The organism is Janibacter zhaoxuefangae (genome assembly GCF_050271985.1).
In the GTDB taxonomy this organism is placed as follows: domain Bacteria; phylum Actinomycetota; class Actinomycetes; order Actinomycetales; family Dermatophilaceae.
In genome coordinates this window covers 2,767,913-2,790,027 of sequence record NZ_CP189849.1, presented here as the reverse complement: position 1 = coordinate 2,790,027, position 22,115 = coordinate 2,767,913, and the positions used below count along the sequence as shown (strand labels likewise).

Below are 22,115 nucleotides of genomic sequence, written 5' to 3'. Positions count from 1 at the left end.
GTCGGGATCCGCCACAGCCGCACCTCAATCCGAACCGTCATCGGCCCGGGGTTCCCCTGACCTGCGCTTTTCCGAGTGCCCACAGACTTGTCCACATGCTGTGGGCAGTCCTCGTGTGGGGGTCGGAGGTGTGACGCTAACAACCTCCATCGCATCGCGGCAAGTGGAAGCCGACGAGTTCCCACGACGAACCGTGCGACCACCGGCGTGTCGGCTCTCGTCGAGCCGTCGGGCGTGGGAGTCTGCGGGGTTCGGGTCAGCCCGGTGGGCGGGGCTGCGCGTTTTGACTCACCTCGCGCGACTGCCGTACCGTTGACCCCGGCCTGTCGGCCGCTTTCGCATGCCCGTGACCCGCCCTCGTGGCGACGACGCGGGTTTCCGATGGCGACCGAAGCCGCGGACCCCCTTCGGGAGCATCCGGACTCAGCGTGACAGCGATGGTCCGACGACACCACGTCGACGGACCGAGACCAACGGAGAACGATCGTGAGCAAGCGTACTTTCCAGCCGAACAACCGTCGCCGGGCCAAGACCCACGGCTTCCGCCTGCGCATGCGCACCCGCGCCGGCCGCGCCATCCTGGCCGCGCGCCGCGGCAAGGGCCGCACCAAGCTCTCCGCCTGAGACCGCGCCCGCCGTGTTGTCGGCAGCGCACCGCCTTCGGGGCAGTGGCGACTTCACGGCGACGGTTCGGGCTCACCAGGGAGCGCGGAAGGGGTCACGACTCATCGTGGTCCACGCCAACCAGACCGACGAGCGAGCGGGTCACCCGCCGCGAGTCGGTTTTGTTGTGTCCAAGGCCGTGGGGAACGCCGTCGTGCGCAACCGCACGAAGCGTCGCCTCCGTGAGCAAATGAGGCCCCTCCTCGCGTCGGTCCCGAACGGCACCGACCTCGTCGTCCGCGCGAATCCCGCTGCGGCACAAGCGAATTCGATCGAGTTGGGCCGTGACCTCGAGCGCCTTGTCAACGAGCTCGTGCGCCGACTCGGCCAGCGGTCGGGACGTGACTCATGAGCCCGACCCGGATCCTCGCACAGCCGCTCATCTGGCTGGTCCGCGGCTACCAACTCCTCATCTCACCGCTGCTGCCGCCCACGTGCCGGTACTACCCGTCGTGTTCGGCGTACGCCGTCACGGCGCTCGAGCGCTTCGGACCCATCAAGGGAACCTGGCTCGCCGTCCGACGTCTGCTCAGGTGTCATCCCTGGGCGCCGGGCGGCGTCGACCACGTCCCGATGGCATCGTGACCACCAACCAGGCGCGCGACCTTCGCGCCCACCCGCGGCGGACCTCGTCCACCGCTCTATGAGAAGGACAGCATGGGAGACTTCTTCAGCAGCCTGATCTACCCGTTCGAGTTGATCGTCGCGTGGATCATGTACGGCTTCCACTCGGCGCTCACGGCGATCGGCCTGCCCGCGGCGAATGGTTGGACGTGGACCCTGTCCATCGTCGGCCTCGTGCTCGTCATGCGCGCCGCCCTCATCCCGCTCTTCGTCAAGCAGATCCACGCCTCGCGCAAGATGCAGCTCGTGCAGCCCGAGATCCAGAAGATCCAGGCCAAGTACAAGGGCAAGAGCGACCCGGAGTCCCGTCAGAAGATGACGGAGGAGACGATGGCGCTCTACAAGGAGACGGGGACCAACCCCTTCGCCTCGTGCCTGCCGATCCTCGTGCAGTCCCCCTTCTTCTTCGGCCTCTTCCGCGTCCTCAACGGCCTCGAGGGCATCGCGAGCGGCGACCGCGACCCGATCGGACCGATCAGCCGGACACTCGCCGCCCAGGCGGAGAGCTCGACGATCTTCGGCGCGCAGCTGTCCGAGAAGTTCATCGGTGCCGACAGCGTCCAGGTGCAGCTCGTCACGGTCGTCCTCATCATCCTGATGTCGGTCACGACCTTCACGACGCAGTACCAGCTGATGCGCAAGAACATGCCGGCCAGCGCGCTGGACAACCCGTTCGCGCAGCAGCAGAAGATCCTGCTCTACCTCTTCCCGATCATCTTCGCCGTGTCCGGCGTGAACTTCCCGATCGGTGTCCTCATCTACTGGTTCGTCACGAACCTCTGGTCGATGCTCCAGCAGTTCTACGTCATCCGTCGCATGCCGGCCCCCGGCTCCAAGGCCGAGGCGGCCATGCATGAGCGTCGCGCCCGCAAGGGCCTCGTTCCGGACACCCCGGAGCAGCGCCACGAGCTCGAGCACGACAAGGAGATGGCCGAGGAGCTGCACGAGAAGGTGTCCGGCCAGCGCCAGCAGCCCAAGGGCAAGAAGCGCAACAAGAAGAAGTAGCCCGTGGCCGGCGCGAGCCGGCCCTCAGTCCTCGCGACGACCCGGCCACCGTGCCGGGTCGCTCGCCCCGGAGCCGTGAGCTCCACAGCCACAGGAGAAGCAACATGAGCGAAGAGAACACCGACCTCGTCGTCGATGCTGTCGACGGGACGGACGCGGCGGCCGATGCCGCCACCGACGCGGCGTCCACCGACGCCGTGGAGAGCGACGCCACTGAGACCCCGGCGCCGCCGACTCCGGGCAAGCGCCGCGCGCTGCTCGACCGTGAGGGCGAGGTGGCGGCCGACTTCCTCGAGACGCTGCTCGACATCGCCGACCTCGATGGCGACATCGACCTCGATGTCGACGGCGACCGCGCGGCCGTGTCCATCGTGGACTCCGAGGAAGGTCGCGTCCCGCGCCGCCTCGTCGGCGACGACGGCAAGGTGCTCGACGCCCTGCAGGAGCTCACCCGCCTCGCCGTCCAGGCGGCCACCGGTGAGCGCAGCCGCCTGATGCTGGACGTCGCTGGCCACCGCGCCGCGCGGCGAGCCGCTCTCGTCGAGATTGCCCGCGCCGCCATCACCGAGGTGAAGGACAGTGGCGAGCAGAAGTCGCTCGAGCCGATGTCCGCCTTCGAGCGGAAGGTCGTGCACGACGAGGTCCTCGCGGCCGGGCTCGGATCCGAGTCGAACGGTGTCGAGCCGCGCCGCTACGTCGTCATCCTCCCGGCATGACGTTTCACGTGAAACGTGGATTTCGACGTGCCTGACGTCCCCGACGCACCGCAGGGCGCTCACCAGTTCTTTGGTGAGCGCCTTGCGCGTGCCGAGCAGTTTGTCGCCGTGCTCGCCGACACCGGCGTGACGCACGGACTCATCGGCCCGCGGGAGGTGCCGCGCCTGTGGGAGCGTCACGTCCTCAACTGCGCGGTCATCGAGGACTCCTTCACCGAGGGCGCTCGGGTCATCGACGTCGGGTCCGGTGCTGGTCTGCCGGGCATCGCCCTGGCCATCGCCCGCCCCGACCTCGACCTGCATCTCGTGGAGCCGATGCTCCGGCGGACGACGTGGCTCGGCGAGACGGTCACGCTGCTCGCGTTGGACAACGTCACCGTTCACCGCGGCCGGGCCGAGGAGTTCGCGGGCTCACTGAGTGCCCCCTTCACCACGGCCCGCGCCGTGGCGCGGATCGACAAGTTGGCGCGCTGGTGCCTGCCCCTCACCGAGCCGGGCGGCCGGCTCGTGGCGATGAAGGGGCGCAGTGCCCAGGAGGAGCTCGACGAGGAGCGTGCCTCCCTCGCCAAGCTCGGTGTGGTCGACAGCAGCGTCCGTTCCCACGGGAGCACCGTGCTCGAGGAGCCCACGCTGACGGTGGAGCTCGTGGCCGGAGCCATACCGTCCAAGGGACGTTCGGGACGCTCCACGACGCGCTGACCCGCGCGACCCAGGCGCACGAAGGGGCTCGTTTCACGTGAAACGGGCCCCTTCGCGTGTCGATGCGCGACGGCGGAGTCATCGCTTTGGCGAGTCGTGGTCCGAGGGTGTTGGATGGAGGCACCCCCCGCTCCCCACCATGAGGTACACGTGTGACTGCCGCGGAATCCCGCCTGACCGTCGAAACCGGTATGGGATGGCCTGCACGGAAGGGTGACACGGCCACGTCCGTGGGCTGGCTCGGGACCGGCCGGATCGAGCCGGGAGGCGCCCTTGGTGCCGCATGGCCCGACGGCCGCCCCGTTTCACGTGAAACGGCACCCGTTGCCGAGGCGAACGAGGACGCGAACCGAGTGGAGCCACCCATGATCGACGACACCCCCATCCTCGCCGCCGTGGCGGATGTGACGCGCAAGCGCCAGGCGCTCGCCGGGCGCGTCCACCCCAAGCCCGCCCGCACGCGCGTGATGACGGTGGCGAACCAGAAGGGTGGCGTCGGCAAGACGACGACGGCCGTCAACATCGCGGCCGCGCTGGCCGATGCCGGCCTCACCGTCCTCGTCATCGACACCGACCCGCAGGGCAACGCCAGCACGGCCCTCGGGATCGACCACCACGCCGAGGTGCCGAGCATCTACGACGTCCTCGTCGAGGGCACGCCCATCGCGGATGTCGTCCAGGAGTGCCCGGACATCCCCGGCCTGTGGTGCGTGCCCGCCACGATCGACCTCGCGGGCGCCGAGATTGAACTCGTCTCCCTCGTGGCCCGTGAGACCCGCCTCCGTAAGGCGATCGACGGGTACCTCGCGGATCGGAAGGCGGTCGGTGCCCCGGTCCCCGACTATGTCCTCATCGACTGCCCGCCGAGTCTGGGACTCCTCACGGTCAACGCGTTCGTCGCGGCCGAGGAGGTCTTCATCCCGATCCAGTGCGAGTACTACGCCCTCGAGGGCCTCAGCCAGCTCCTCAAGAACATCGAGATGATCAAGGCGCACCTCAACCAGCACCTGCACGTCTCCACGATCCTGTTGACGATGTACGACGCCCGCACCCGGCTGTCGGCCCAGGTCGCCGAGGAAGTGCGGACCCACTTCCCCGACCAGGTGCTCAAGGTGACCGTGCCCCGCTCCGTGCGCATTTCGGAGGCTCCGAGCCACGGTCAGACGGTCATCACGTATGACCCGCAGAGCACCGGTGCGCTGAGCTACCGCGAGGCCGCAGGCGAGATCGCCGATCGTGGTGCGCAGCTCCCCGCGGACCGGGCGCAGTAGCCGTGTCCGCCACGACCTCCCCGACCCCCGTTCCACGTGAAACACCGACAAAGGATGTCCGCATGAGTGAGAAGCGACGTGCCCTCGGCCGAGGCCTCGGGGCGCTGATCCCCAACCAGACGACTCCGGGCGCCAGCCGCCCGGCGGACATCTTCTTCCGTGACAGCCCGACGGCGGGGGTCGCTCTGGCGACCGACGAGAGCGCTGCCCGGGCGACGTCTCCCCTCGGTGTGCCCCAGGGTGAGGGCGTGGCCGATGCCGTCACCGCCGAGGGTCCCTTGAGCGCCGACAGGTCTCTGACCAGCAACGACACCCCTTCGGCGTCGTCCGCCGGCGATGTCGAGACGTCCTCGACCGAGGCCTCCGGCGCCCTCGCTCCGGTGCCGGGAGCGACCTTCGCCGACCTGCCCCTGACGAGCATCCGGCCGAACCCGAAGCAGCCCCGCTCCGTGTTCGACGAGGACGACATGGCCGAGTTGGTGCACAGCATCACCGAGATCGGCGTCCTCCAGCCCGTCGTGGTCCGCACGATCCCCGGCGGGCCGGTCGACGGCGCCACCTACGAGCTCATCATGGGTGAACGGCGCTGGCGAGCCAGCGGTGAGGCCGGCAAGGAGACCGTCCCGGCCATCATCAAGGACACCGAGGACGACGACCTCCTGCGCGACGCCCTCCTGGAGAACCTCCACCGGAGCCAGCTCAACGCGCTCGAGGAGGCTGCCGCCTACCAGCAACTGCTGGACGACTTCTCCTGCACTCAGGAGGAGCTGGCGCGCCGGATCGGCCGCTCGCGCCCCCAGATCTCCAACACGCTCCGCCTCCTGCGCCTGCCCCCGCTCGTCGCTCGCCGCGTCGCGGCCGGTGTGTTGTCGGCCGGACACGCCCGGGCCCTGCTCTCCCTCGAGGACGGCGCCGCCCAGGAGCGACTCGCTCAACGCATCGTCGCCGAGGGACTCTCCGTGCGCTCGGTCGAGGAGATCGTCGCCATGGGCGTCGCTCCGGAGAAGGCCCGCCGGGCAGCTCCTCGCCCCGGTGGGCGTCACCCGCAGCTCGACGACGTGGCCATGCGGATCTCCGACCACCTCGAGACTCGCGCCAAGATCTCCCTGGGCCAACGCAAGGGCAAGATGACGATCGAGTTCGCCTCCGTCGAGGACCTGCACCGCATCCTCGGGGCGATGGGCGTCAGCGTGGCCGAGGACGAACTGGCACCGTCCGAGGACTGACCTGTCGGGGCGAAAAGCGTTGCCCCACAACGGAATTCGACACACGACGAAGCCCCGGCCCCTCCGTGAAGGAGGGTCGGGGCTTCGTCGTGCCGGAGAGGCTCAGCCGATGAAGTCGGCGAGCTCGCGCAGGAGCTTCGGCTTGGGCATGGCGCCGATGATCTGCTTGACGACCTCACCGTTCTGGTAGACGTACATCGCGGGGATGCTCGTGATGCCGTACTGCATCGTCGTCGTGGGGTTCTCGTCCGTGTTGAGCTTGACGACGTCCAGCTTGTCGCCGTGCTCGTTGGAGATCTCCTCGATGACCGGGCCCACGGCGCGGCACGGGCCACACCACTCGGCCCAGAAGTCGACGAGGACGGGCTTGTCGTTCTTGAGGACGTCAGCCTCGAAGGTGGCGTCGGTGGTGGCCTTGGTAGCCATGCTTCCTCCTGTGTTGGGGTGCTGTGGTGGTCTGTGGGTGGCCGAATGAGGCCAGATCAGTGGCCGGCGAGGAACCGCTCGGCGTCCAGGGCCGCGGAGCAGCCGGAGCCGGCTGCGGTGATGGCCTGGCGGTAGGTGTGGTCGACGAGGTCGCCGCAGGCGAAGACGCCCTCGACGTTGGTCCGGGTGGAGCGGCCGTCGACGAGGACGTAACCCTCGTCGTCGAGGTCGACGACCCCCTTCACGAGCTCGTTGCGGGGGTCGTGGCCGATGGCGACGAAGAGTCCGGTCGCTGCCAGCTCGCGCGTCTCGCCGGTGACGGTGTCGGTGAGGGTCACGCCGGTGACCTTGTCCTCGCCGTGGATGGCGGTGACGGCGCTGTTCCACGCGACGGTGATCTTGTCGTTGGCCAGGGCACGCTCGGCCATGATCTTGCTGGCGCGGAACTCGTCGCGGCGGTGGACGATCGTCACGCTCTTGCCGAACTTCGTGAGGAAGGTGGCCTCCTCGAGCGCGGAGTCGCCGCCGCCGACCACGATGATGTCCTGATCGCGGAAGAAGAAGCCGTCGCAGGTGGCGCACCACGACACCCCGTGACCGGAGAGCCGCTTCTCGTCGGGCAGGCCGAGCTCGCGGTAGGCCGAGCCCATGGCGAGGATGACGGCGCGGGCGGAGTGCGTCACGCCCTCCCCGTCGGTGACGGTCTTGATCTCGCCGTCGAGGGAGACGGCGGTGACGTCGTCGGTGACGACCTCCGCGCCGAAGCGGACGGCCTGCTCACGCATGTTCATCATGAGGTCCGGCCCCATGATCCCCTTCGTGAAACCGGGGAAGTTCTCGACCTCGGTCGTGTTCATCAGCGCGCCGCCGGCGGTGACGGCACCCTCGAAGAGGAGGGGCTGGAGGTTGGCGCGGGCGGCGTAGACCGCGGCGGTGTAGCCGGCGGGGCCGGAGCCGATGATGATGACGTTGCGGACGTCAGAGCTCACGGAGCAGTCCTCGTGGTCGAGAAGGAGATGGCACACCACATGATGTGGTGCACCGGTGACAACCCATCGTAGGGGCCAGATGTTCCCTCACGGGGACGGGTCCGCGGCGTGTGTTCAGGACCCCTCGGCGACGTCGCTGAGGGCCGTGCAGTCCCGCGTCACGAGGACACCGATCGACCTCACCGGAGCGTCGCCGCGGGTGACGATCAGCGCGGCCGGAGTCCCGTCCACGGTGCCGAGATCGACCCACTGGCCCCCCAGCGGGTCGATCCCCAGGCGCTCGAGGCAGTCGCTCGCGCCCAGGGGAGTGCCGATGGGGCCGATGCCGGGTGCCTCGGTGGCCGAGCTGGTCAGTTCGCTCAGGTCGTCGGACCCCGCGGCCACGTAGGAGGCGACCCGGCCGGGGTCGAAGGTGCGCTCGGACATGGTGAGGACGAAGGCGGCGCGCGCGGTGTCCGGAGTGGCGTTGCCGGAGGTGGCACCATCCGACGTGCCGGAGCCGGCGTCCGTGCCGGCATCGTCAGCGGCGGCACCCGACTCGGGGACCGCCCGGCTGACCGCCGCGGAGTCGGCGCCACCGCTCGGCCCCTGCAGGTTGAGCAGCGCGGTCCCGCCGAGGGCGATCAACGCGGCGGCGGCCGCAGCGGGGAGGACCCAGCGGCGTCGGGAGCGTTCGGCCAGGAGATCGACGACGCCCGGCGCGGTGACGGGGCGCGAGGCCTCCTCGGCGAGGCTGGCACGGATCCGAGCGACGAGGTCATCGGGCATCGGGCCGGGGTCCGGAAGGTGGCGCAGCAGGTCGCGCATGCCCGTGGGGTCGTCGTCGGGGGAGGAGGGGCCGACGCGGAAGGGGGTGTTCACCGGTGCCTCCTCAGTGGGTTGGTCGGTGCGGTCTCATGGAGGCTTGAGTCGCCGAATGCCGGGTCGTTGAACGCTGACACGGTGCGTGCCGGGATGAGCACACCTACGTCTGACGTGCGGGAGGGCGCCACGGTTCCCGTGCGGCACGCGATCGGGGGCGCGATGGGGTGCGAACGGGTCATGGCGAGGGCTCCCGGGTGAGGATGGCGGCGAGTGCGGACCGCCCCCGGGCGCAGCGCGACTTGACGGTGCCCTCGGCGACCTCGAGCACCGCGGCCGTCTCCGCCACGCTCAGTCCGTGCATGTCCACGAGGACGAGCGCCATCCGCTGCGCTTCAGGCAACTGGGCGAGGGCCCGGCGGACATCGATCCGGACCTCGGCATCGGCGTGCCGATCGTGGCGATCGGCGAGATCGACCTCGGGAAGGGGGCCGGCCGGCTTCCGCCGCCGCAGCCGGTCGAGGGTGGCGTTGACGACGATGCGGTGCAGCCACGTCGTCACGAGCGCGTCCCCGCGGTACGACGAGGCCCGGCGATAGGCCAGCAGGAAGCCCTCCTGGACGGCGTCGGCGGCCAGTTCGGGGTCACCGCTCGTGCGCAGGGCGACGGCCCACATCCGGTCCCGGTGGCGCCGGAAGATCTCTCCGAAGGCGTCCGGGTCCCCCGCGCAGTGCCGGGCCATCAGGTCGCGGTCATCCGCCTCGGACAACGGGACGATGTCGTCGGCGGCCACGGTCGCTCCGTCAGCGGACGGAGATCTCCGCCAACTGGGCCCGGTAGTACCCGTCCGAAACCTGCGGCGCGTCGGTGAACCACACGATGATGTGGCTGGCCTTGGTCCCCTCGGGCGCCGTGACGGTGACCGTCCCGCTCTCACCCTGCGAGGACCCGATCAGCACGGCGCCGTCCTTGCTGGGCCCCTGCGCCGCGTAGATCTCGACGCTGCCGGGCGTGGGCAGCTCGAGGGTGATCTCGTGGATGGTCTGCGGGACCTGGTCGAGGAGGACCGTCACGCCGACGCCGGGCTTGAGGTTGCCGAGCTTCGGGCCTTCGTACCCCTCGGAGCTCCAGTACGTCTCGGGGTCGCCGTCGTAGACGCGGGGCGCCTCGCCGTTGTTCTCGACGCCGTCACCGTTGGGGTCGTAGCCGTTGGCGCCACCGATGGGCAGGTCCTCGCCAGCCGGGTCCTCGGCCGCGGGGTCCTCGGTCGTCTTGTCGGAGGACGACTGCGCCGTGGGGGCCGCGACGGTGTCCGGGTTGAGGATGTGGTCGAGGTTGGTGCGCGAGCCGATCTTGGACACGCCCCACATGCCGAGCAGCAGTGCCAGCACGGTGAACCCGGCCATGACGGCGAGGACGAAGGAGGCCTGGCTGCTCGACGGCGGTTCGCCCGCGGCCGCGGGCAGCAGCGGTGCGGGGGCCTCGAGGTCCTCGTCCATGCTGGCCTGGTCGAGGGAGACCCGGCTCTGCTCCTCGCTGCGGCGCACGGCGTTGCGGTAGGCACGCCGCTCGTCCGCGCGGTCCTGGGCGCGCTCGCCGGCCGTCTTCGCCAGCTGTCCGGCGCCGCGTCCGAGGACGGAGGCGGCGTGACCGGCGGCAGCGCCACCCTGGGCCAGCTTGTGGCCGACGGTGCCGGCCGCTCCGGCCGCGACGCTCGCCGCTGCGGCCGCGGCAGCGGCTGCTGCGGCGGCCGCACGGGCCCGACGGTCCTCCTCGGCGCGCTCCTCGCGCTCGGCGCGGGCGGCGGGGGACTCCTCGTTGTCGGTGACACCGTTGTCGGTGACACCGTTGTCGGTGACACCGTCGTCGGTGACACCGGTGCCGATGGAGGTGCCGTCGACGGAGGGCTCGGTGACCGGAGTGAGTGCCTGGGTGTCGTGCGCGGACTCCGCGGCAACCGTCGCGGCGGGCGCCACGGTGTGGGTGGCCTCGGTGGTCGAGGCGAGGGGCGCGGTCACGGGCGGCGGATCGGCGGGCGTGATCTGGGCGTCCAGCTCGGCCTCGGTGGGTCCGGCGGGGACGTCGGGCTCGGCAACGCGCATGCGAGCGCCTGCGCGAGGCGACGGAGCCTCCACGCCGGGGCCCGTGGCTCCGGCAGCGCTGCGCGCGGCGGCCCCGGTGGCACCGGCCAGACCCGCGGCCGCGGCAGCAGCGGCAGCCGCGGACGTGCCGACCTTCGCCGCCGTCGAGGACGCAGCCGGACCAGCAGAGGACGCAGTCCGGCTCGGCGGACCGATCCGGTCGGCCCCCTTCGCGCCGGCGGCAGAGACCCCCGGAGGCGGCGTCGTGGTCGTGGTGCTCGTCGTGCTCGTGGGGAAGAGGGCCGAACCGGCCATCGACTCGCCCAGGCCGGCGACGGCCGTGGCGGACCAGGGGGCGACCTGGGCGGCGTAGTCACCGGGGGAGATCGGGCCCTGGTCGTCGTTGAGCGTCAGGCGGCAGATGGCGTCGAGGTCACCCGGGACGCCCGCGGCGATCTCGGACGGTGCGGCGACGCCGCCGACCATGCGCGGGGCCTCCTCGAGCTCGCCGCCGCCGCGGATCAGCGGCCAGCGACCGGTGAGCCCGGCATAGACGAGGGCGACGATGGAGACGGCGTCCCGGCGCGAGGCGTCGGCGTCGGACTCGTCGTCGTCATCGCCGGCGAGGGCTGAGTCCGTGGCCACGCCGAGCACCTTCACGGAGCCGTCGGGCAGGCAGTAGACGGCGTCGGGGCCGAGGTGGAGGTGGTGCAGGCCGCGCTGGCGGGCCGCCTCGAGTCCGGTGGCCGCCTCGCCGGTGACCCGGCGGACCTCCTCGGAGGGCAGGCCGCCGCCGATGATGCGCGAGGTCAGGGTGCGGGCCCCGACGAGACCCTCCTCCACGACGAAGGCCACGCCGTTGCTCGTGCCCACGTCGAGCACGCGCACGAGGCGACGGTTGTCGACACCGGCGGCGCGGCGCGCGGCGTCGAGCACCGCATCGGCCGCGGCGTCGTCCCAGGGGAGGACGAGCAGGGTCACCTCACGCCCCAGCGTGGTGTCGCTGGCGCTCCAGCGCTCGGCGCCCGACGTGGCGGTGCCGAACCGCTCTCGTGCGGTGTATCGCCCACCGAGGACGGTTCCCGGGCCAACCCCGTGCACGCGTGCTCCCTTGGTCGAGTTCATGGATGGTGCCGGTTCATCGTAGGCGGTGACGTCGCGTCAGCCACGCAGGCGGAGCCGCCGTAGCACCGGGTCGGCCATCTCGGCGACCTCGCGCACGTGCAGCAGCGCCGCGATGCCGAGCGCCAGCCCGACGACGAGCGGACCGATGGTCGCGACGGTGACGGTGGCGCCGAGGAGGCCCTCGCCGACGATCCGGTTCATCCCCTGGAGGGCGACCCAGCCGACGAGGGTGGCGAGGGCCGTGGCGAGCAGGAGGCGCACGTGCTGGCGAGCCACACCCGGGACCCCGAGCGGGCCGACCTTCCGCCGCAGGAGCCAGAAGCCGAGCAGCGCGGCGGCGAGGTTGCTCACGGTCTGACCGATGCCGACCCACATGGCGGAGTCGACCGCCGCCCGAGTGCCGCCGTAGAGCGTGAAGGCGACGGCGAGGGTCGTCGCGACGATCTGGAGGAGGAAGGGGGTGCGCCCGTCCTCGTAGGCGTAGTAGACGCGCTGGACGAGGTAGTACCAGCCGAAGGGGAGGAGCCCGACGAACATCGCGATGAGCACCGGCACCAGCGTGTCGGTCTGTTCCCGCGCGTTGCCGAAGAGGATCACCTGGGTCACGAGGGGCGCGAGCAGGATGATCGCGGCCGAGCCGGGGATGAGGACGACGGCGGGCAGCCGCAGACCGCGGCGCAGGTCGGACGTGACGAGCTCGGTGTCCCGGGCGCCTGCGGCGTGCGAGAGGCGGGTGAAGAGGGCCGTCACGAGCGAGACCGTGATGAGCGAGTGCGGAAGCATGAAGATGAGGAAGGCGTTGCTGTAGGCCGTCAGGCCGGCGCCGTCGACCCCGGCGGCCGTGGCCCGGTGGGTGGCACCCGTGAGCACGCGGGAGGTGACGATGTAGCCCGCCTGGGAGAGGCAGACGGCCGCGAAGGCCCACATCGCCATGCGCGAGGCGGCCCCCAGTCCGGAGCCGCGCAGACCCCACACGGGGCGGTAGCGGAAGCCGATCCGGCGCAGCGGCGGGATGAGGACGAGTGCCTGCAGGACGATCGAGAGCGTCGTCGACCCCGCGAGGACGGCGATCATCTGCGGGGTCCAGTCCTCGACCGCGGCCTCGAGCGGCTGATCGGTGAGGAGGAACCAGAGCAGGCCGGCGATGGCGACGACGTTCGCGAGGGCGGGCGCCCACATGTAGGCACCGAATCGGCCCCGGGCGTTGAGCACCTGCCCGAGGAGCGTGTAGAGCCCGTAGAAGAACATCTGCGGAAGGCAGAGGAAGGCGAAGGTGGTCGCGAGCCCGCGGTCCCGGGCCGACCAGCCGGCGTCCGTGACGATCGCGACGAGCAAGGGCGCGGCCGCGGTGAGGACGATCGTCGCGACCGCCATGAGAGCCATCGCGACCGTGAGCAGCCGGTTGACGAACTCCTGACCGCCGTCGTCGTGCTTCATGGCCTTGATGATCTGGGGGACGATGACGGCGTTGAGGACGCCGCCGGCGAGGAGCAGGTGGAAGAGGTTCGGCAACGTGTTGGCGGCGTTCCACGCGTCGGCGGCGATGATCGTGACCCCGACGACGGCCGCCGTGAGCGAGTTGCGGAGCAGCCCGAGGACGCGGGACACGAGCGTGCCGGCCGCCATGACGGCGCTCGAGCGCGCGAGGGTGTCGGAGCTCATGCGGTGGGTTCTCCGTCGTTCGGGGCCGGGGTCGAGTTGCGCCGCCGAACGCTACGCCACACGCCGCCGATGAGGAGGGCGGCGGCGATGGCGCCGATGCCCCAGTAGATCCAGTCACCCGTCGGCGAGACCCGCACGTCGAGGACGGCGGTGTCCGTGAGGGGGACGCCGTCGGGGTCGGTGGCGGTGATCCGCACGGGGACCTGACCCGCGGCGAGGGCCACCGCGTCGACGGACACGGTGTGGCGCGAGTGCGCGGCGATGGTGATCGGTGCGGGCTGGCTCTCGATCCGCAGCCGCAGGTTGGTGGCGTCCGGCTCGACGCGGATCCGCAGGTCCTTCAGGCCCACGTCGAGGTCGTTGGCGACGGTGATCTGCAGCCGACCGGCGTCCGCGAAGAAGTTGACGTCACCGGAGGACACGCGCAACCCCCGGCGCGGGCTCGCGGCGACCTCACGAAGGTCGCCCGCCTGGCCGGCCCACCGCTTGGGGGCACCGCGCCAGCCGACGGACGTCAGCTGACGCGCCGACTCGTTGATCCGCGTCGCGAAGGCTCGTTCGTCCTCCCGGACCTGGGCGTAGGCGCGTGCCGCCCGCACGGACCGACCCAGGCTCGCGGCCTTCGCCGACGTCAGGGCGGGGGAGGTGACGTGGCCGCCGTTCTCCTCGAGCTGCGCGACGGCGTCCGCGGTGGACTCGGGCACGTCGAGGTGCCCCGCCGCCACCTCGTCCTCGGGGACGGTGGCCAGCAGGTCGTCGACGCTCCCGCGCTCCAGCCAGGGGATGCGGTCGGCGGCGTCGACGAGGTCACCCCACGCCTGGGTCGTCGGCGCGAAGGAGCGGGCCGTGGTGATGAGCAGGTGCCGCTGCGTGCCGGGCAGCTCGCCGAGCATGACGGCCGTCTCGGCGAGGAACGTCTGGGTCTCGGCGACGGCGTCGGCCGCCCCCGCCAGCGAGCCGGCGCTCTCGCTGAGGGCGGTGTCGACGACGAGGATCCGCGACCCGTCCTCGGTGTGCTGGCGCGCATCGTGGCTCGCGGCCGACTGGGCCAGCGCGGCCGTCGGCACCATCATCGCCGGAGCCGTGTCGGTGCCGTAGAGCGTGCGCAGCGCGTTGATCCGATCCGCGGAGAGGACACCGTCGGCGGGCCAGGCGACGTCGGACCGGGCGCCGACCTCCATCGCGACGCGTTGTCCCGCAGCGACCTGGGGGCGGACGAGGGCCGAAGCCGACTCCGAGAGGGTGCCGGCGGCGACGTCGGCGTCGGCAGCGGGCAGCACGGCGGCGTCCCCGTCGGCGATGAGCTCCCGCAGGTCAGCCACCAGTTCGTTGCGCAGCCGTCGCTCGTCCCGGGCGCTCCTGCCCGAGTTCGTCGCGAGCGGCTTGCGCAGGAGGGTGGCGTCGACGAGCCAGAGGACGTCGCGGTCGCGGCCGAGCTCCATGGTCCTGCGCAGGGCGCTGTCCGGGCCGATCGCGTCCTCCCAGGCGGCGAGCCGCTCTTCGCCGTACTCACCCCAGAGCGCGGGCCGGATCGGCAACGTCAACGGCATCGCCCAGGACACCTCGAGCGGGACGAACTCCTTGGCCCGCTCGATGCCGATGAAGGTGTGCACCGCCGAGCCCATCGATTCGACGCTGACGGGGAGGGCGGCGAAGGCGGCCGCGGTCGCCTTCGTGGGGTCCTTGACGACGACGCGGAAGGTCGCCCGCTCACCGGGCTGCACGGTCCCCTTCACGCGGGTGCGGGCGAGGGTCTGGCCGTCGGCGAGGTCCGTGCCGGCCGACCACTCGCGCACCGACTCACGCCCGGACGAGGCCGGACCGGTGACGACCGTGACGACGGGGTTGCGGACGGCGCTCTCGCCGTCGTTGCGCACGCTGCCGGCGATCGTGGTGTCCTGACCGGGCCGCGCGACGGTGGGGCCGACGCTGGTGAGGGTGACGGCGAGATCGGCCGGTGCGGCTGCCGTCGCCGAGGTCGTCCGGGAACGCTGTGGGGACGGGGCGCCGTCGGCGGCAGGCGGGAGGACGAGGGAGACCACGAGTGCGACGACGGCGGCGAGCGCCGCCGCGCTCAGGCGCTCCCCGCGAGCCGGAGCCACGCCTCCCTCGCGATGCGACGTTCATTGGGGAAGGTGAGGTGCCGGTGGGCCTCGCGCAGATCGAGCCAGGCGACGTCCACGGCCTCGTGGTCCGGGTCGTTCTCGATCGTCAGGAAGCCGCCGATGGCCTCGAGCAGGTAGTGATGCACGAACTTGTGGATCCGGCGGTCGGAGGTCGCGAACCAGTAGTCGATGGTCCCGAGCTCGACGAGGACCCGCGCCTCGATGCCGGTCTCCTCGGCGACCTCACGCGCGGCGGTCTCGCGCAATGTCTCCTCGCCCTCGATGTGCCCCTTCGGCAGGCACCACTCGAGCCGACCGGCCCGGTTGCGACGCGCGATGACGGCGATCCGGGCCTGTCCGTCCTGCACGTCGACGACGACGCCGCCGGCAGATCGCTCCTCGACCGCGGGCAGGCGCCGCGCGGGTCGGGGGGCAGGGACGGCGTTGCTCACGGGAGCCACTCTAAGCGCACGCGTCACGACCGGTCAGGGACGATCGACCGGACACGGACAGGACCGCCGACGCACCACCGACCGACCAGCGAGCCCGGCCAGCGGGACGACGCACCGTGTCACTCCCATAGGGTGCGGACGTGAACGAAGCGCAGGTCAGTCTGGTCGCCGGGCTCCTCGGCGCACTCGTGGCGGGCCTCGGCACGTGGCGTGCCGGGCGCTGGCTCGGGCGTCAGGGACACCGCTACGCGGACGAGCGGGACCTGCCGGTTCGCGCCCTGCGCTGGCTCGTGCCGGTCGCGGTGGTGACCGGTTTCCTGATCGGCCGGTCGTGGGCGCACCGGCCGGCGCTCGCGGCGACCTTCGTCGTGGCCGTCGTCGTGTTGCTCGTCCTGACGGCCATCGACCTCGACGTCCACCGACTGCCGGACAGCATCACCAAGCCGAGCGTCGTCCTCTTCGCGCTCCTGCTCGGGGTGGTCGCGCTCATCGAGGGCGATCTCGGTGCGTGGCTGCGGGCGCTGGCGGCCGGGCTGGCCCTCTTCCTCGTCTACACCCTGCTCGTCCTCGTCGGGCCCTCGGGAGGCATGGGTTTCGGGGACGCGAAGCTCGCGCCGACCCTCGGGCTGCTGCTGGGCTACCTCAGTTGGTCCCACGTGCTGCTCGCGACTCTGGCCGCCTTCCTGACGGCGGGGCTGGCCGCCGTCTTCGTCGTCCTCTTCAAGGGAGGTGGGCGCCAGACGGCCATCGCCTTCGGGCCGCACATGGTGATCGGGGCGCTGCTCCTGCTCGTCCTGCCCGCGCTCCTCTCGCCGTAGGCTGTACGCCACCATGACCAACCCCCCGTCCGGCATCCCCTCCGCCCTGCCCGAAGACGTCGCGCCGGAGATCCTGGCCCGGGCGCTCGCCCACCTCGACCCGGCACGCCCGCTGCTGACCAGCCTCGGCGAGCGCTTCGCCGCGCGGGGTCACGAACTCGCCCTCGTCGGCGGCCCCGTCCGGGACGCCTTCCTCGAGCGCACGAGCGGCGACCTCGACTTCACGACGAGCGCGCCGCCCGAGGTGAGCGAGCAGATCCTCGCCGACTGGGGCGACGCGCACTGGGACATGGGCCGGGAGTTCGGCACGATCGGTGCCGCGAAGGGCGGGGTGACGGTCGAGGTCACGACCTACCGGGCCGACGCCTACGACGGCGTGACCCGCAAGCCGGTGGTCGCCTTCGGCGACTCGCTCGAAGGAGACCTCGTCCGGCGCGACTTCACCGTCAACGCCATGGCCCTGCGCCTGCCCGACCTCGCCTTCGTCGACCCGCACGGCGGGCTGCTCGACCTTGCGGCCGGTCGGCTGCGCACCCCCGGGCCGCCGGAGGTGTCCTTCGGCGACGACCCGCTGCGGATGATGCGCGCGGCCCGCTTCGCCGCGCAGCTGGGTTTGACCCCGTCGCCGGACGTCACGGCGGCGATGACGGCCGCGGCCGGGACCCTGTCCATCGTGTCCGCGGAGCGGATCCGGGACGAGCTGACGAAGCTGCTGCTGTCCGCCGACCCCGTCACCGGGCTGCGCGTCCTCGTCGACACCGGCCTCGCCGACGAGATGCTCCCCGAGCTGCCCGCGCTGCGCCTCGAGATCGACGAACACCACCGCCACAAGGACGTCTACGAGCACAGCCTCATCGTGCTCCAGCAGGCCATCGACCTCGAGGGCGAGCCCGGTGGTGACCCCGAGACGGTCCCCGGCCCCGACCTCGTGTTGCGCCTCGCCGCGCTGCTGCACGACATCGGCAAGCCGCCGACCCGCCGCTTCGAGTCCGGTGGCGGGGTCTCCTTCCACCACCACGACGTCGTCGGCGCCAAGCTCGCCGCCAAGCGGCTGCGCGCGCTGCGCTACGACAAGGAGACGGTGAAGGCGGTCGCCCGCCTCGTCGAGTTGCACCTGCGCTTCCACGGCTACCGCGACGGGGCGTGGACCGACTCTGCCGTGCGCCGCTATGTCACCGACGCGGGGCCGCTGCTCCAGCGTCTGCACCGGCTGACCCGGGCGGACAGCACCACCCGCAACCAGCGCAAGGCCGACCGACTGCGCCGCGCGTACGACGACCTCGAGGTCCGCATCGACGAGGTGCTGGCGGCCGAGGAACTGGGCAAGGTGCGCCCGGATCTGGACGGCAACGAGATCGGCGCCGTGCTCGGCATCCCCCCGGGGCCGCTGCTCGGTCGGGCCTACGCCCATTTGCTCGAGGTGCGCCTCGACGAGGGCCCCCTGGACAAGGAGACGGCGGCGGACCGCCTTCGCGCGTGGTGGGTGCAGCAGCCCGAGTCGACCGCCTGATCCTGGAAACAGATCTGGCCCCGGGTTCGGAAGGACGTCTGTCAGAAGGGTCGGGCCTGTCAGAAGTGGCCGACGTAGACGTGCTTGAGGCCCTCGCCGCTGCAGGTCACGTCGGCCGGGGGCTGCAGGCCCCTGAGCGTGCCGACGGGGTAGAGGGTGGTCTCACCCAGGATGGCGGTCTCGTCGTCCTCGGGGGCGACCACCTCGGGGGCGCCCGCGCCGGAGACCCGGCACAGCGTCGGGGCGGGCTTTCCGCCGGGACGGGGGTCGCTGGCGCCGGTGCCTGACACCCAGACGGTGGGGTCACCGGGCGACTCGAGCACGTGGACGGGGTGTCCGGCCATGCCGTCGGCCAGCAGGATGGGCTCCTCGCCGGACTGCTGCCGGTTGAGCAGGGACAGGGCGACGAGCAGGACCAGGATCATGCCGCCGGCGGCGAGCGCCAGCTTGAAAGGGGTCGAACTCATCGTGGTGGTCGCGGGCATGGTCATCCCTCCGGATCGGTGTCGCGTCGACCGTAGTGGCCGCGCCGCCGGCTCGCGAATCGGCGAAGGGGGGCCGGGGGCCCGGGAGATTTGGGCCCCCATTGGGTCGTGGGGCCCTGCCCCCTGATGTCCGACTTCTGCTCGAATGTGCCGGAGTCAGCGGGCCAGTCGTGCCCGGACAACGACATGGGGGAGAGCCAGTGAGGGATCGCAGGAGGGCGGCGGCCCGCCGGGGCGATGCGGGCGCCGCCTCACTCGAGAGCGTGGGGCTGGTGCTCATCGCGGCATTCCTCGTGGGTGCCCTCGTGCTCGCCCTCACCCAGGCGACCCCGCTCGCGCCGAAGGTGCGCGACGCCGTCTGCCTGATCGTCACCTTCGGGCAGGGGAACTGCGACTCGGCCGGCGACACCGGCGCCCAGCCCAAGCCCGAGCCGACCACGCCCTGCACGACGACGAGCAACACGACGACCAGCAAGACGAAGGCGGCCATCCTCTTCGTCACCCTCGAGAACGGCCGCAAGGTGCAGGTGGAGGCCCTCAGCGACGGGAGCTACCGCGTCACGGCCTCGGAGGGCGAAGGGGTCGGCGCCGAGGTGGGCGTCGGCGGCGGAATCAAGCTCACCGTCAACGACAACTCCTATGGCGGCTCGGCGTCGGCGAACGCCGGGGTGGGCCTGAGGATCGACGACGGCGAGGTGTGGAACGTCAAGGATGCCGGCGAGCTCAAGTCGCTCCTGTCCGGCTTGGCGGGCGATCAGGTCAAGGACGGCCTCGTCGGTGGCAGCGGACCCGTGCGGTGGGTCACCGACAAGGTCGACAGCGCACTCGGGATCACGACGCCCGTGCCGGAGGCGGACGAGAACTTCACCCAGGGGGGCTTCTCGGTCAACGCCTCCGCCGAGGCGACGGGTGTGGAGGACGCGGCCTCGGCCGGCGGGACGGCCAGCGAGGCGCTGGGTGTGCGCACCGGTGCGGACGGCAGCAAGACCTATTACGTGCAGACCACGGTCGAGGGCGAGGCCGGGCTGCGCAAGCTCAACATCGACCCGGCCGGGATCCGCAACGAGGGCGGCAAGGTCGAGGGGAAGATGTCGGTCATCACGGCCGTCACCTATGACTCCGAGGGCAACATGACCCAGGTCGAGACGACGACGAGCGGGGCCGGGTCGTCGGCGGGGTACGCCAACGCCGCCTTCGGGGGCGACGTCGACGCGGACCTCGCCAACGGTCAGGGCAGCGCCTTCGTCTATCGCTCCACGTTGCCGACCGACACGGACGCCAACCGCGATGTCGCCAACGCCTACCTGTTGTCCGTCGGTGTCCAACACGTCGGCACGTGGACGAACCCGGCCATCTCGGCCGCGGCGTCGGTGGCGACCTACCAGCCGACGATGAACTTCTTCGCCGCCGCCCGTGACCGGGGGACGATGACGCAGCAGACCTACGACTTCAACGCCAACACCCCCTTCGCCCTCGACGCCGCCGGCAAGGTGGTCATCGAGGTGGGCGTGTCCGGCGAGGTCAAGACCGAGTCGATGGACATCACGTCGGCGACCTACTGGGACGGGACGCGGATGGCGCCGTGGACCGGTTGCACGGGAAGTGGCACCTCATGAACGGGCCGATGACGAGACCACTCATGCGGCGCTGGGCGGCGGCCGCCCTGGCCGTGACCCTGGGAGCGACGATGACGGCCTGTGGCTCGGACAACCCGGACGAGGCCCTCCCGCCGGCCCAGCAGCGCGCGCTCCCTACCGGGACCCCCAGCCCGACCCTCGCCCCGTCCGACGTCTCGAGCCAGTGGCGGACGGTCAAGGGCGAGCGCTTCACGATCGGCGTGCCGGCGACCTTCCGCGAGCGGGTGGCGAAGACCTCGAAGGGCACGGACATGTGGCTCTTCGACGCGCCCCGCAGCGCCAAGGGCGACGGGCTCGTGCGCGTGGCCGTCGTGCCCGACAAGGACCCGAAAGCCTCCGCCATCGAACAGTCCTACGTGCTCGAGCAGACCCAGTCCATCGGGGAGAACAAGGTCGTCAGGTCAGCCGTGGACTGGCCCACGGGTCAGCGGGCCATCCTCGTCCAGTGGAGCAACCCGCCGTCCGGTGACCAGGGCACCGGCACCGAGACGTGGCAGCTCTTCGTCCAGGTGGACGCGAAGCTCATCCTCAACGTCGTCGCCGTGGCCCCCGAGGGCCAACTGACGGCCAACAAGCTCGATCAGATCATCTCGACCTTCAGGACGGTGTGACCGCATGACCCAATCCCTCGACCATCTGGCGGGGACGCAGCGCGAGGCCCCACGGAAGCACTGGTTCCTCGCCGGACTGGCCGCCGTCTCCCTGCCGTTCGCCGCCGCGCTCTTCGGGCTCATCGGCACCTTCATCGGCTTGGCAGGCGGATCCGTCGAGGTGGGCGCCGTCGCGCGCACGATCCTGCAGATCGCGGTCCTCGCCGTCGTCCTGGGCGGAGTCCGGCGGTGGGCCGATCACGAGGGGCCGACGTGGCTGTGGCTCGGCGTCGGACTCATCGGCTACCTGGCCAACCCGCTGTCGTGGCAGGGCCACGCCCTCGCCGCCGGAGGCTTCGGCCTGACCGGGGTGACGGCCTGGGCCGTCGACCTCGCGACCTGGATGATCGCCACCGTCGTCGTGTGCCGTGTCTCAGCGGAGGCGCCCGAGCGTGGTCCCGCGGTCCCCGGACTGCGCTGAGCGGATGCGCGTGGACTCAGGAGCCGAAACGCGCCACTCCCCGGCTCCTGGGGTGGGTGAGGGCGGCGGCTCCGGCGGCGGCGATACCTCCCACGATGAGCGACAGGGGGATCAGGGGCACGCCGGCGTTGGTCGGCAGGGCCCAGATCTCGCTGTCCACGGGGGCTCGAGGGCAACTCACGCGATCTCCGGTGGCGGACTCACCCACGTTCAGGGCCGGCAGCAGCGCCCGTCCGGCGTGCACGCGCGAGCCGGTGACCTCGATGTCGGCCACACTCGTCAGGGGGGTCTCTCGGCCGTTGCGGACCAGGACGCACCCCCAGGTGCGGGCGCCGGAGGCACGTGGCTCCTCGGCGGCACCAGAGGCGTCGGCGTCGGCCATCGAGGCCTCGTCGGCAAAGAGGGTGTAGCCCTGATCGAACCACGGTGTCGACGCCAGGCTCGCCCCGGCTGTGCGCTGCACCTGCGTGGCCGCTGGTCGCTCGAGAGTCCAGGACCAGGCCCCCACGATGACACCGAGCAGGCCCGCCAGTCCGAGGATCGCGCTGATCACGACACCCACCCGATGGGTCCGGTCGAGGCTCGTCCGTCGGCGGGTGGCCGGCCTCCGCGTGCTGGCCATGCGGCTCCTCGGTTCGTGTCTACGGGGCGTACCGCATTATCGCGGAACGGCCACCAAGTACGGTTTGCGGCTTTGGTCCATTATGGTGGGCTCGCGACGTCAACGGACCGTGGGGAAAGTCAGGGCG

Annotated in this window: 23 protein-coding genes; 13 read left to right on the top strand and 10 right to left on the bottom strand. The window is 71.4% G+C overall.

All coding sequences use genetic code 11. From position 1 onward, the window contains the following. Window positions 1–486 precede the first annotated feature (486 nt). The 8 genes from rpmH to ACQBAS_RS13145 all read left to right on the top strand — a co-directional run bounded on the left by rpmH (window position 487) and on the right by ACQBAS_RS13145 (window position 6,204). On the top strand, window positions 487–624 hold the full coding sequence (gene rpmH, locus ACQBAS_RS13180; RefSeq protein ID WP_427384256.1) for a 50S ribosomal protein L34: 138 nt from the start codon (window positions 487–489) through the stop codon (window positions 622–624). Between the two features lie 13 nt (window positions 625–637). Continuing rightward, window positions 638–1,015 (top strand): ribonuclease P protein component, encoded by a 378-nt coding sequence (gene rnpA, locus ACQBAS_RS13175; RefSeq protein WP_427384255.1) that lies wholly within the window; start codon window positions 638–640, stop codon window positions 1,013–1,015. Next, window positions 1,012–1,248 (top strand): membrane protein insertion efficiency factor YidD, encoded by a 237-nt coding sequence (gene yidD / locus ACQBAS_RS13170; protein WP_427384254.1) that lies wholly within the window; start codon window positions 1,012–1,014, stop codon window positions 1,246–1,248. The genes rnpA and yidD overlap by 4 nt, the downstream gene beginning before the upstream one ends. Window positions 1,249–1,320: 72 nt before the next feature. Then, the gene (gene yidC / locus ACQBAS_RS13165) at window positions 1,321–2,292 is read left to right on the top strand and encodes a membrane protein insertase YidC (protein WP_427384253.1); all 972 of its coding nucleotides are present in this window, start codon (window positions 1,321–1,323) and stop codon (window positions 2,290–2,292) included. A gap of 104 nt (window positions 2,293–2,396) precedes the next feature. After that, complete coding sequence (locus ACQBAS_RS13160) at window positions 2,397–3,008, top strand: protein jag (RefSeq protein WP_427384252.1); 612 nt, start codon at window positions 2,397–2,399, stop codon at window positions 3,006–3,008. 27 nt (window positions 3,009–3,035) lie between these two features. Further along, on the top strand, window positions 3,036–3,707 hold the full coding sequence (rsmG, locus tag ACQBAS_RS13155; protein ID WP_427384251.1) for a 16S rRNA (guanine(527)-N(7))-methyltransferase RsmG: 672 nt from the start codon (window positions 3,036–3,038) through the stop codon (window positions 3,705–3,707). Window positions 3,708–3,898: 191 nt separating this feature from the next. Then, the gene (locus tag ACQBAS_RS13150) at window positions 3,899–4,978 is read left to right on the top strand and encodes a ParA family protein (RefSeq protein ID WP_427385645.1); all 1,080 of its coding nucleotides are present in this window, start codon (window positions 3,899–3,901) and stop codon (window positions 4,976–4,978) included. Window positions 4,979–5,040: 62 nt separating this feature from the next. Then, a complete protein-coding gene (locus tag ACQBAS_RS13145; protein WP_427384250.1) occupies window positions 5,041–6,204 on the top strand; it encodes a ParB/RepB/Spo0J family partition protein in 1,164 nt (387 codons plus the stop codon). A gap of 102 nt (window positions 6,205–6,306) precedes the next feature. On the opposite strand, the gene trxA is transcribed toward ACQBAS_RS13145, so the two are convergent. The 8 genes from trxA to ACQBAS_RS13105 all read right to left on the bottom strand — a co-directional run bounded on the left by trxA (window position 6,307) and on the right by ACQBAS_RS13105 (window position 15,845). Continuing rightward, entirely contained in the window at window positions 6,307–6,630 is a 324-nt protein-coding gene (trxA, locus tag ACQBAS_RS13140; protein ID WP_427384249.1) for a thioredoxin, read from the bottom strand. A 56-nt stretch (window positions 6,631–6,686) separates the two neighbouring features. Next, the gene (gene trxB, locus ACQBAS_RS13135) at window positions 6,687–7,619 is read right to left on the bottom strand and encodes a thioredoxin-disulfide reductase (RefSeq protein WP_427384248.1); all 933 of its coding nucleotides are present in this window, start codon (window positions 7,617–7,619) and stop codon (window positions 6,687–6,689) included. A 114-nt stretch (window positions 7,620–7,733) separates the two neighbouring features. Beyond that, window positions 7,734–8,480, bottom strand: a complete 747-nt coding sequence (locus tag ACQBAS_RS13130) for a hypothetical protein (protein ID WP_427384247.1) — start codon at window positions 8,478–8,480, stop codon at window positions 7,734–7,736. A gap of 178 nt (window positions 8,481–8,658) precedes the next feature. Further along, window positions 8,659–9,162, bottom strand: a complete 504-nt coding sequence (sigM, locus tag ACQBAS_RS13125; protein ID WP_427385644.1) for an RNA polymerase sigma factor SigM — start codon at window positions 9,160–9,162, stop codon at window positions 8,659–8,661. A gap of 61 nt (window positions 9,163–9,223) precedes the next feature. Beyond that, window positions 9,224–11,602, bottom strand: coding sequence for a hypothetical protein (locus tag ACQBAS_RS13120; protein WP_427384246.1), 2,379 nt, complete (start codon window positions 11,600–11,602; stop codon window positions 9,224–9,226). Window positions 11,603–11,662: 60 nt separating this feature from the next. After that, window positions 11,663–13,288, bottom strand: coding sequence for a murein biosynthesis integral membrane protein MurJ (gene murJ, locus ACQBAS_RS13115; protein WP_427384245.1), 1,626 nt, complete (start codon window positions 13,286–13,288; stop codon window positions 11,663–11,665). Next, window positions 13,285–15,390: a DUF6049 family protein gene (locus tag ACQBAS_RS13110; protein ID WP_427384244.1), complete on the bottom strand. Its 2,106-nt coding sequence runs from the start codon at window positions 15,388–15,390 to the stop codon at window positions 13,285–13,287. Before ACQBAS_RS13110 ends, murJ begins: the two co-directional genes overlap by 4 nt. Next, a complete protein-coding gene (locus tag ACQBAS_RS13105; RefSeq protein ID WP_427384243.1) occupies window positions 15,363–15,845 on the bottom strand; it encodes an NUDIX hydrolase in 483 nt (160 codons plus the stop codon). Before ACQBAS_RS13105 ends, ACQBAS_RS13110 begins: the two co-directional genes overlap by 28 nt. Before the next feature lie 140 nt (window positions 15,846–15,985). Between ACQBAS_RS13105 and ACQBAS_RS13100 the strand changes: the two genes are divergently transcribed. After that, complete coding sequence (locus ACQBAS_RS13100) at window positions 15,986–16,663, top strand: prepilin peptidase (RefSeq protein ID WP_427384242.1); 678 nt, start codon at window positions 15,986–15,988, stop codon at window positions 16,661–16,663. Window positions 16,664–16,676: 13 nt separating this feature from the next. After that, complete coding sequence (locus tag ACQBAS_RS13095) at window positions 16,677–18,173, top strand: CCA tRNA nucleotidyltransferase (protein ID WP_427384241.1); 1,497 nt, start codon at window positions 16,677–16,679, stop codon at window positions 18,171–18,173. Between the two features lie 59 nt (window positions 18,174–18,232). Here ACQBAS_RS13095 and ACQBAS_RS13090 read toward each other — a convergent pair whose 3' ends face one another. Further along, window positions 18,233–18,658 (bottom strand): hypothetical protein, encoded by a 426-nt coding sequence (locus ACQBAS_RS13090; RefSeq protein ID WP_427384240.1) that lies wholly within the window; start codon window positions 18,656–18,658, stop codon window positions 18,233–18,235. Between the two features lie 272 nt (window positions 18,659–18,930). Here ACQBAS_RS13090 and ACQBAS_RS13085 point away from each other — a divergent pair, with 272 nt between their 5' ends. Genes ACQBAS_RS13085 through ACQBAS_RS13075 form a run of 3 tightly spaced genes read left to right on the top strand, consistent with a single transcriptional unit; the run spans window position 18,931 to window position 21,366 of the window. Further along, window positions 18,931–20,274 (top strand): hypothetical protein, encoded by a 1,344-nt coding sequence (locus ACQBAS_RS13085; protein WP_427384239.1) that lies wholly within the window; start codon window positions 18,931–18,933, stop codon window positions 20,272–20,274. A gap of 8 nt (window positions 20,275–20,282) precedes the next feature. Further along, a complete protein-coding gene (locus ACQBAS_RS13080; protein ID WP_427384238.1) occupies window positions 20,283–20,906 on the top strand; it encodes a hypothetical protein in 624 nt (207 codons plus the stop codon). Between the two features lie 4 nt (window positions 20,907–20,910). Then, window positions 20,911–21,366, top strand: coding sequence for a hypothetical protein (locus ACQBAS_RS13075; protein WP_427384237.1), 456 nt, complete (start codon window positions 20,911–20,913; stop codon window positions 21,364–21,366). Between the two features lie 16 nt (window positions 21,367–21,382). Here ACQBAS_RS13075 and ACQBAS_RS13070 read toward each other — a convergent pair whose 3' ends face one another. Next, entirely contained in the window at window positions 21,383–21,988 is a 606-nt protein-coding gene (locus ACQBAS_RS13070) for a hypothetical protein (protein ID WP_427384236.1), read from the bottom strand. Between the last annotated feature and the right edge of the window lie 127 nt (window positions 21,989–22,115).

Excerpts from the sequence above, each read along its gene's own strand:
- ACQBAS_RS13070 (WP_427384236.1), bottom strand. The coding sequence starts at position 21,988 with ATGGCCAGCACGCGGAGGCCGGCCACCCGCCGACGGACGAGCCTCGAC.
- ACQBAS_RS13090 (WP_427384240.1), bottom strand. The coding sequence starts at position 18,658 with ATGCCCGCGACCACCACGATGAGTTCGACCCCTTTCAAGCTGGCGCTC.
- ACQBAS_RS13080 (WP_427384238.1), top strand. The coding sequence starts at position 20,283 with ATGACGAGACCACTCATGCGGCGCTGGGCGGCGGCCGCCCTGGCCGTG.
- ACQBAS_RS13160 (WP_427384252.1), top strand. The coding sequence starts at position 2,397 with ATGAGCGAAGAGAACACCGACCTCGTCGTCGATGCTGTCGACGGGACG.
- ACQBAS_RS13075 (WP_427384237.1), top strand. The coding sequence starts at position 20,911 with ATGACCCAATCCCTCGACCATCTGGCGGGGACGCAGCGCGAGGCCCCA.
- ACQBAS_RS13145 (WP_427384250.1), top strand. The coding sequence starts at position 5,041 with ATGAGTGAGAAGCGACGTGCCCTCGGCCGAGGCCTCGGGGCGCTGATC.
- ACQBAS_RS13095 (WP_427384241.1), top strand. The coding sequence starts at position 16,677 with ATGACCAACCCCCCGTCCGGCATCCCCTCCGCCCTGCCCGAAGACGTC.
- trxA (WP_427384249.1), bottom strand. The coding sequence starts at position 6,630 with ATGGCTACCAAGGCCACCACCGACGCCACCTTCGAGGCTGACGTCCTC.
- murJ (WP_427384245.1), bottom strand. The coding sequence starts at position 13,288 with ATGAGCTCCGACACCCTCGCGCGCTCGAGCGCCGTCATGGCGGCCGGC.
- yidC (WP_427384253.1), top strand. The coding sequence starts at position 1,321 with ATGGGAGACTTCTTCAGCAGCCTGATCTACCCGTTCGAGTTGATCGTC.
- yidD (WP_427384254.1), top strand. The coding sequence starts at position 1,012 with ATGAGCCCGACCCGGATCCTCGCACAGCCGCTCATCTGGCTGGTCCGC.
- ACQBAS_RS13150 (WP_427385645.1), top strand. The coding sequence starts at position 3,899 with ATGGGATGGCCTGCACGGAAGGGTGACACGGCCACGTCCGTGGGCTGG.
- sigM (WP_427385644.1), bottom strand. The coding sequence starts at position 9,162 with ATGGCCCGGCACTGCGCGGGGGACCCGGACGCCTTCGGAGAGATCTTC.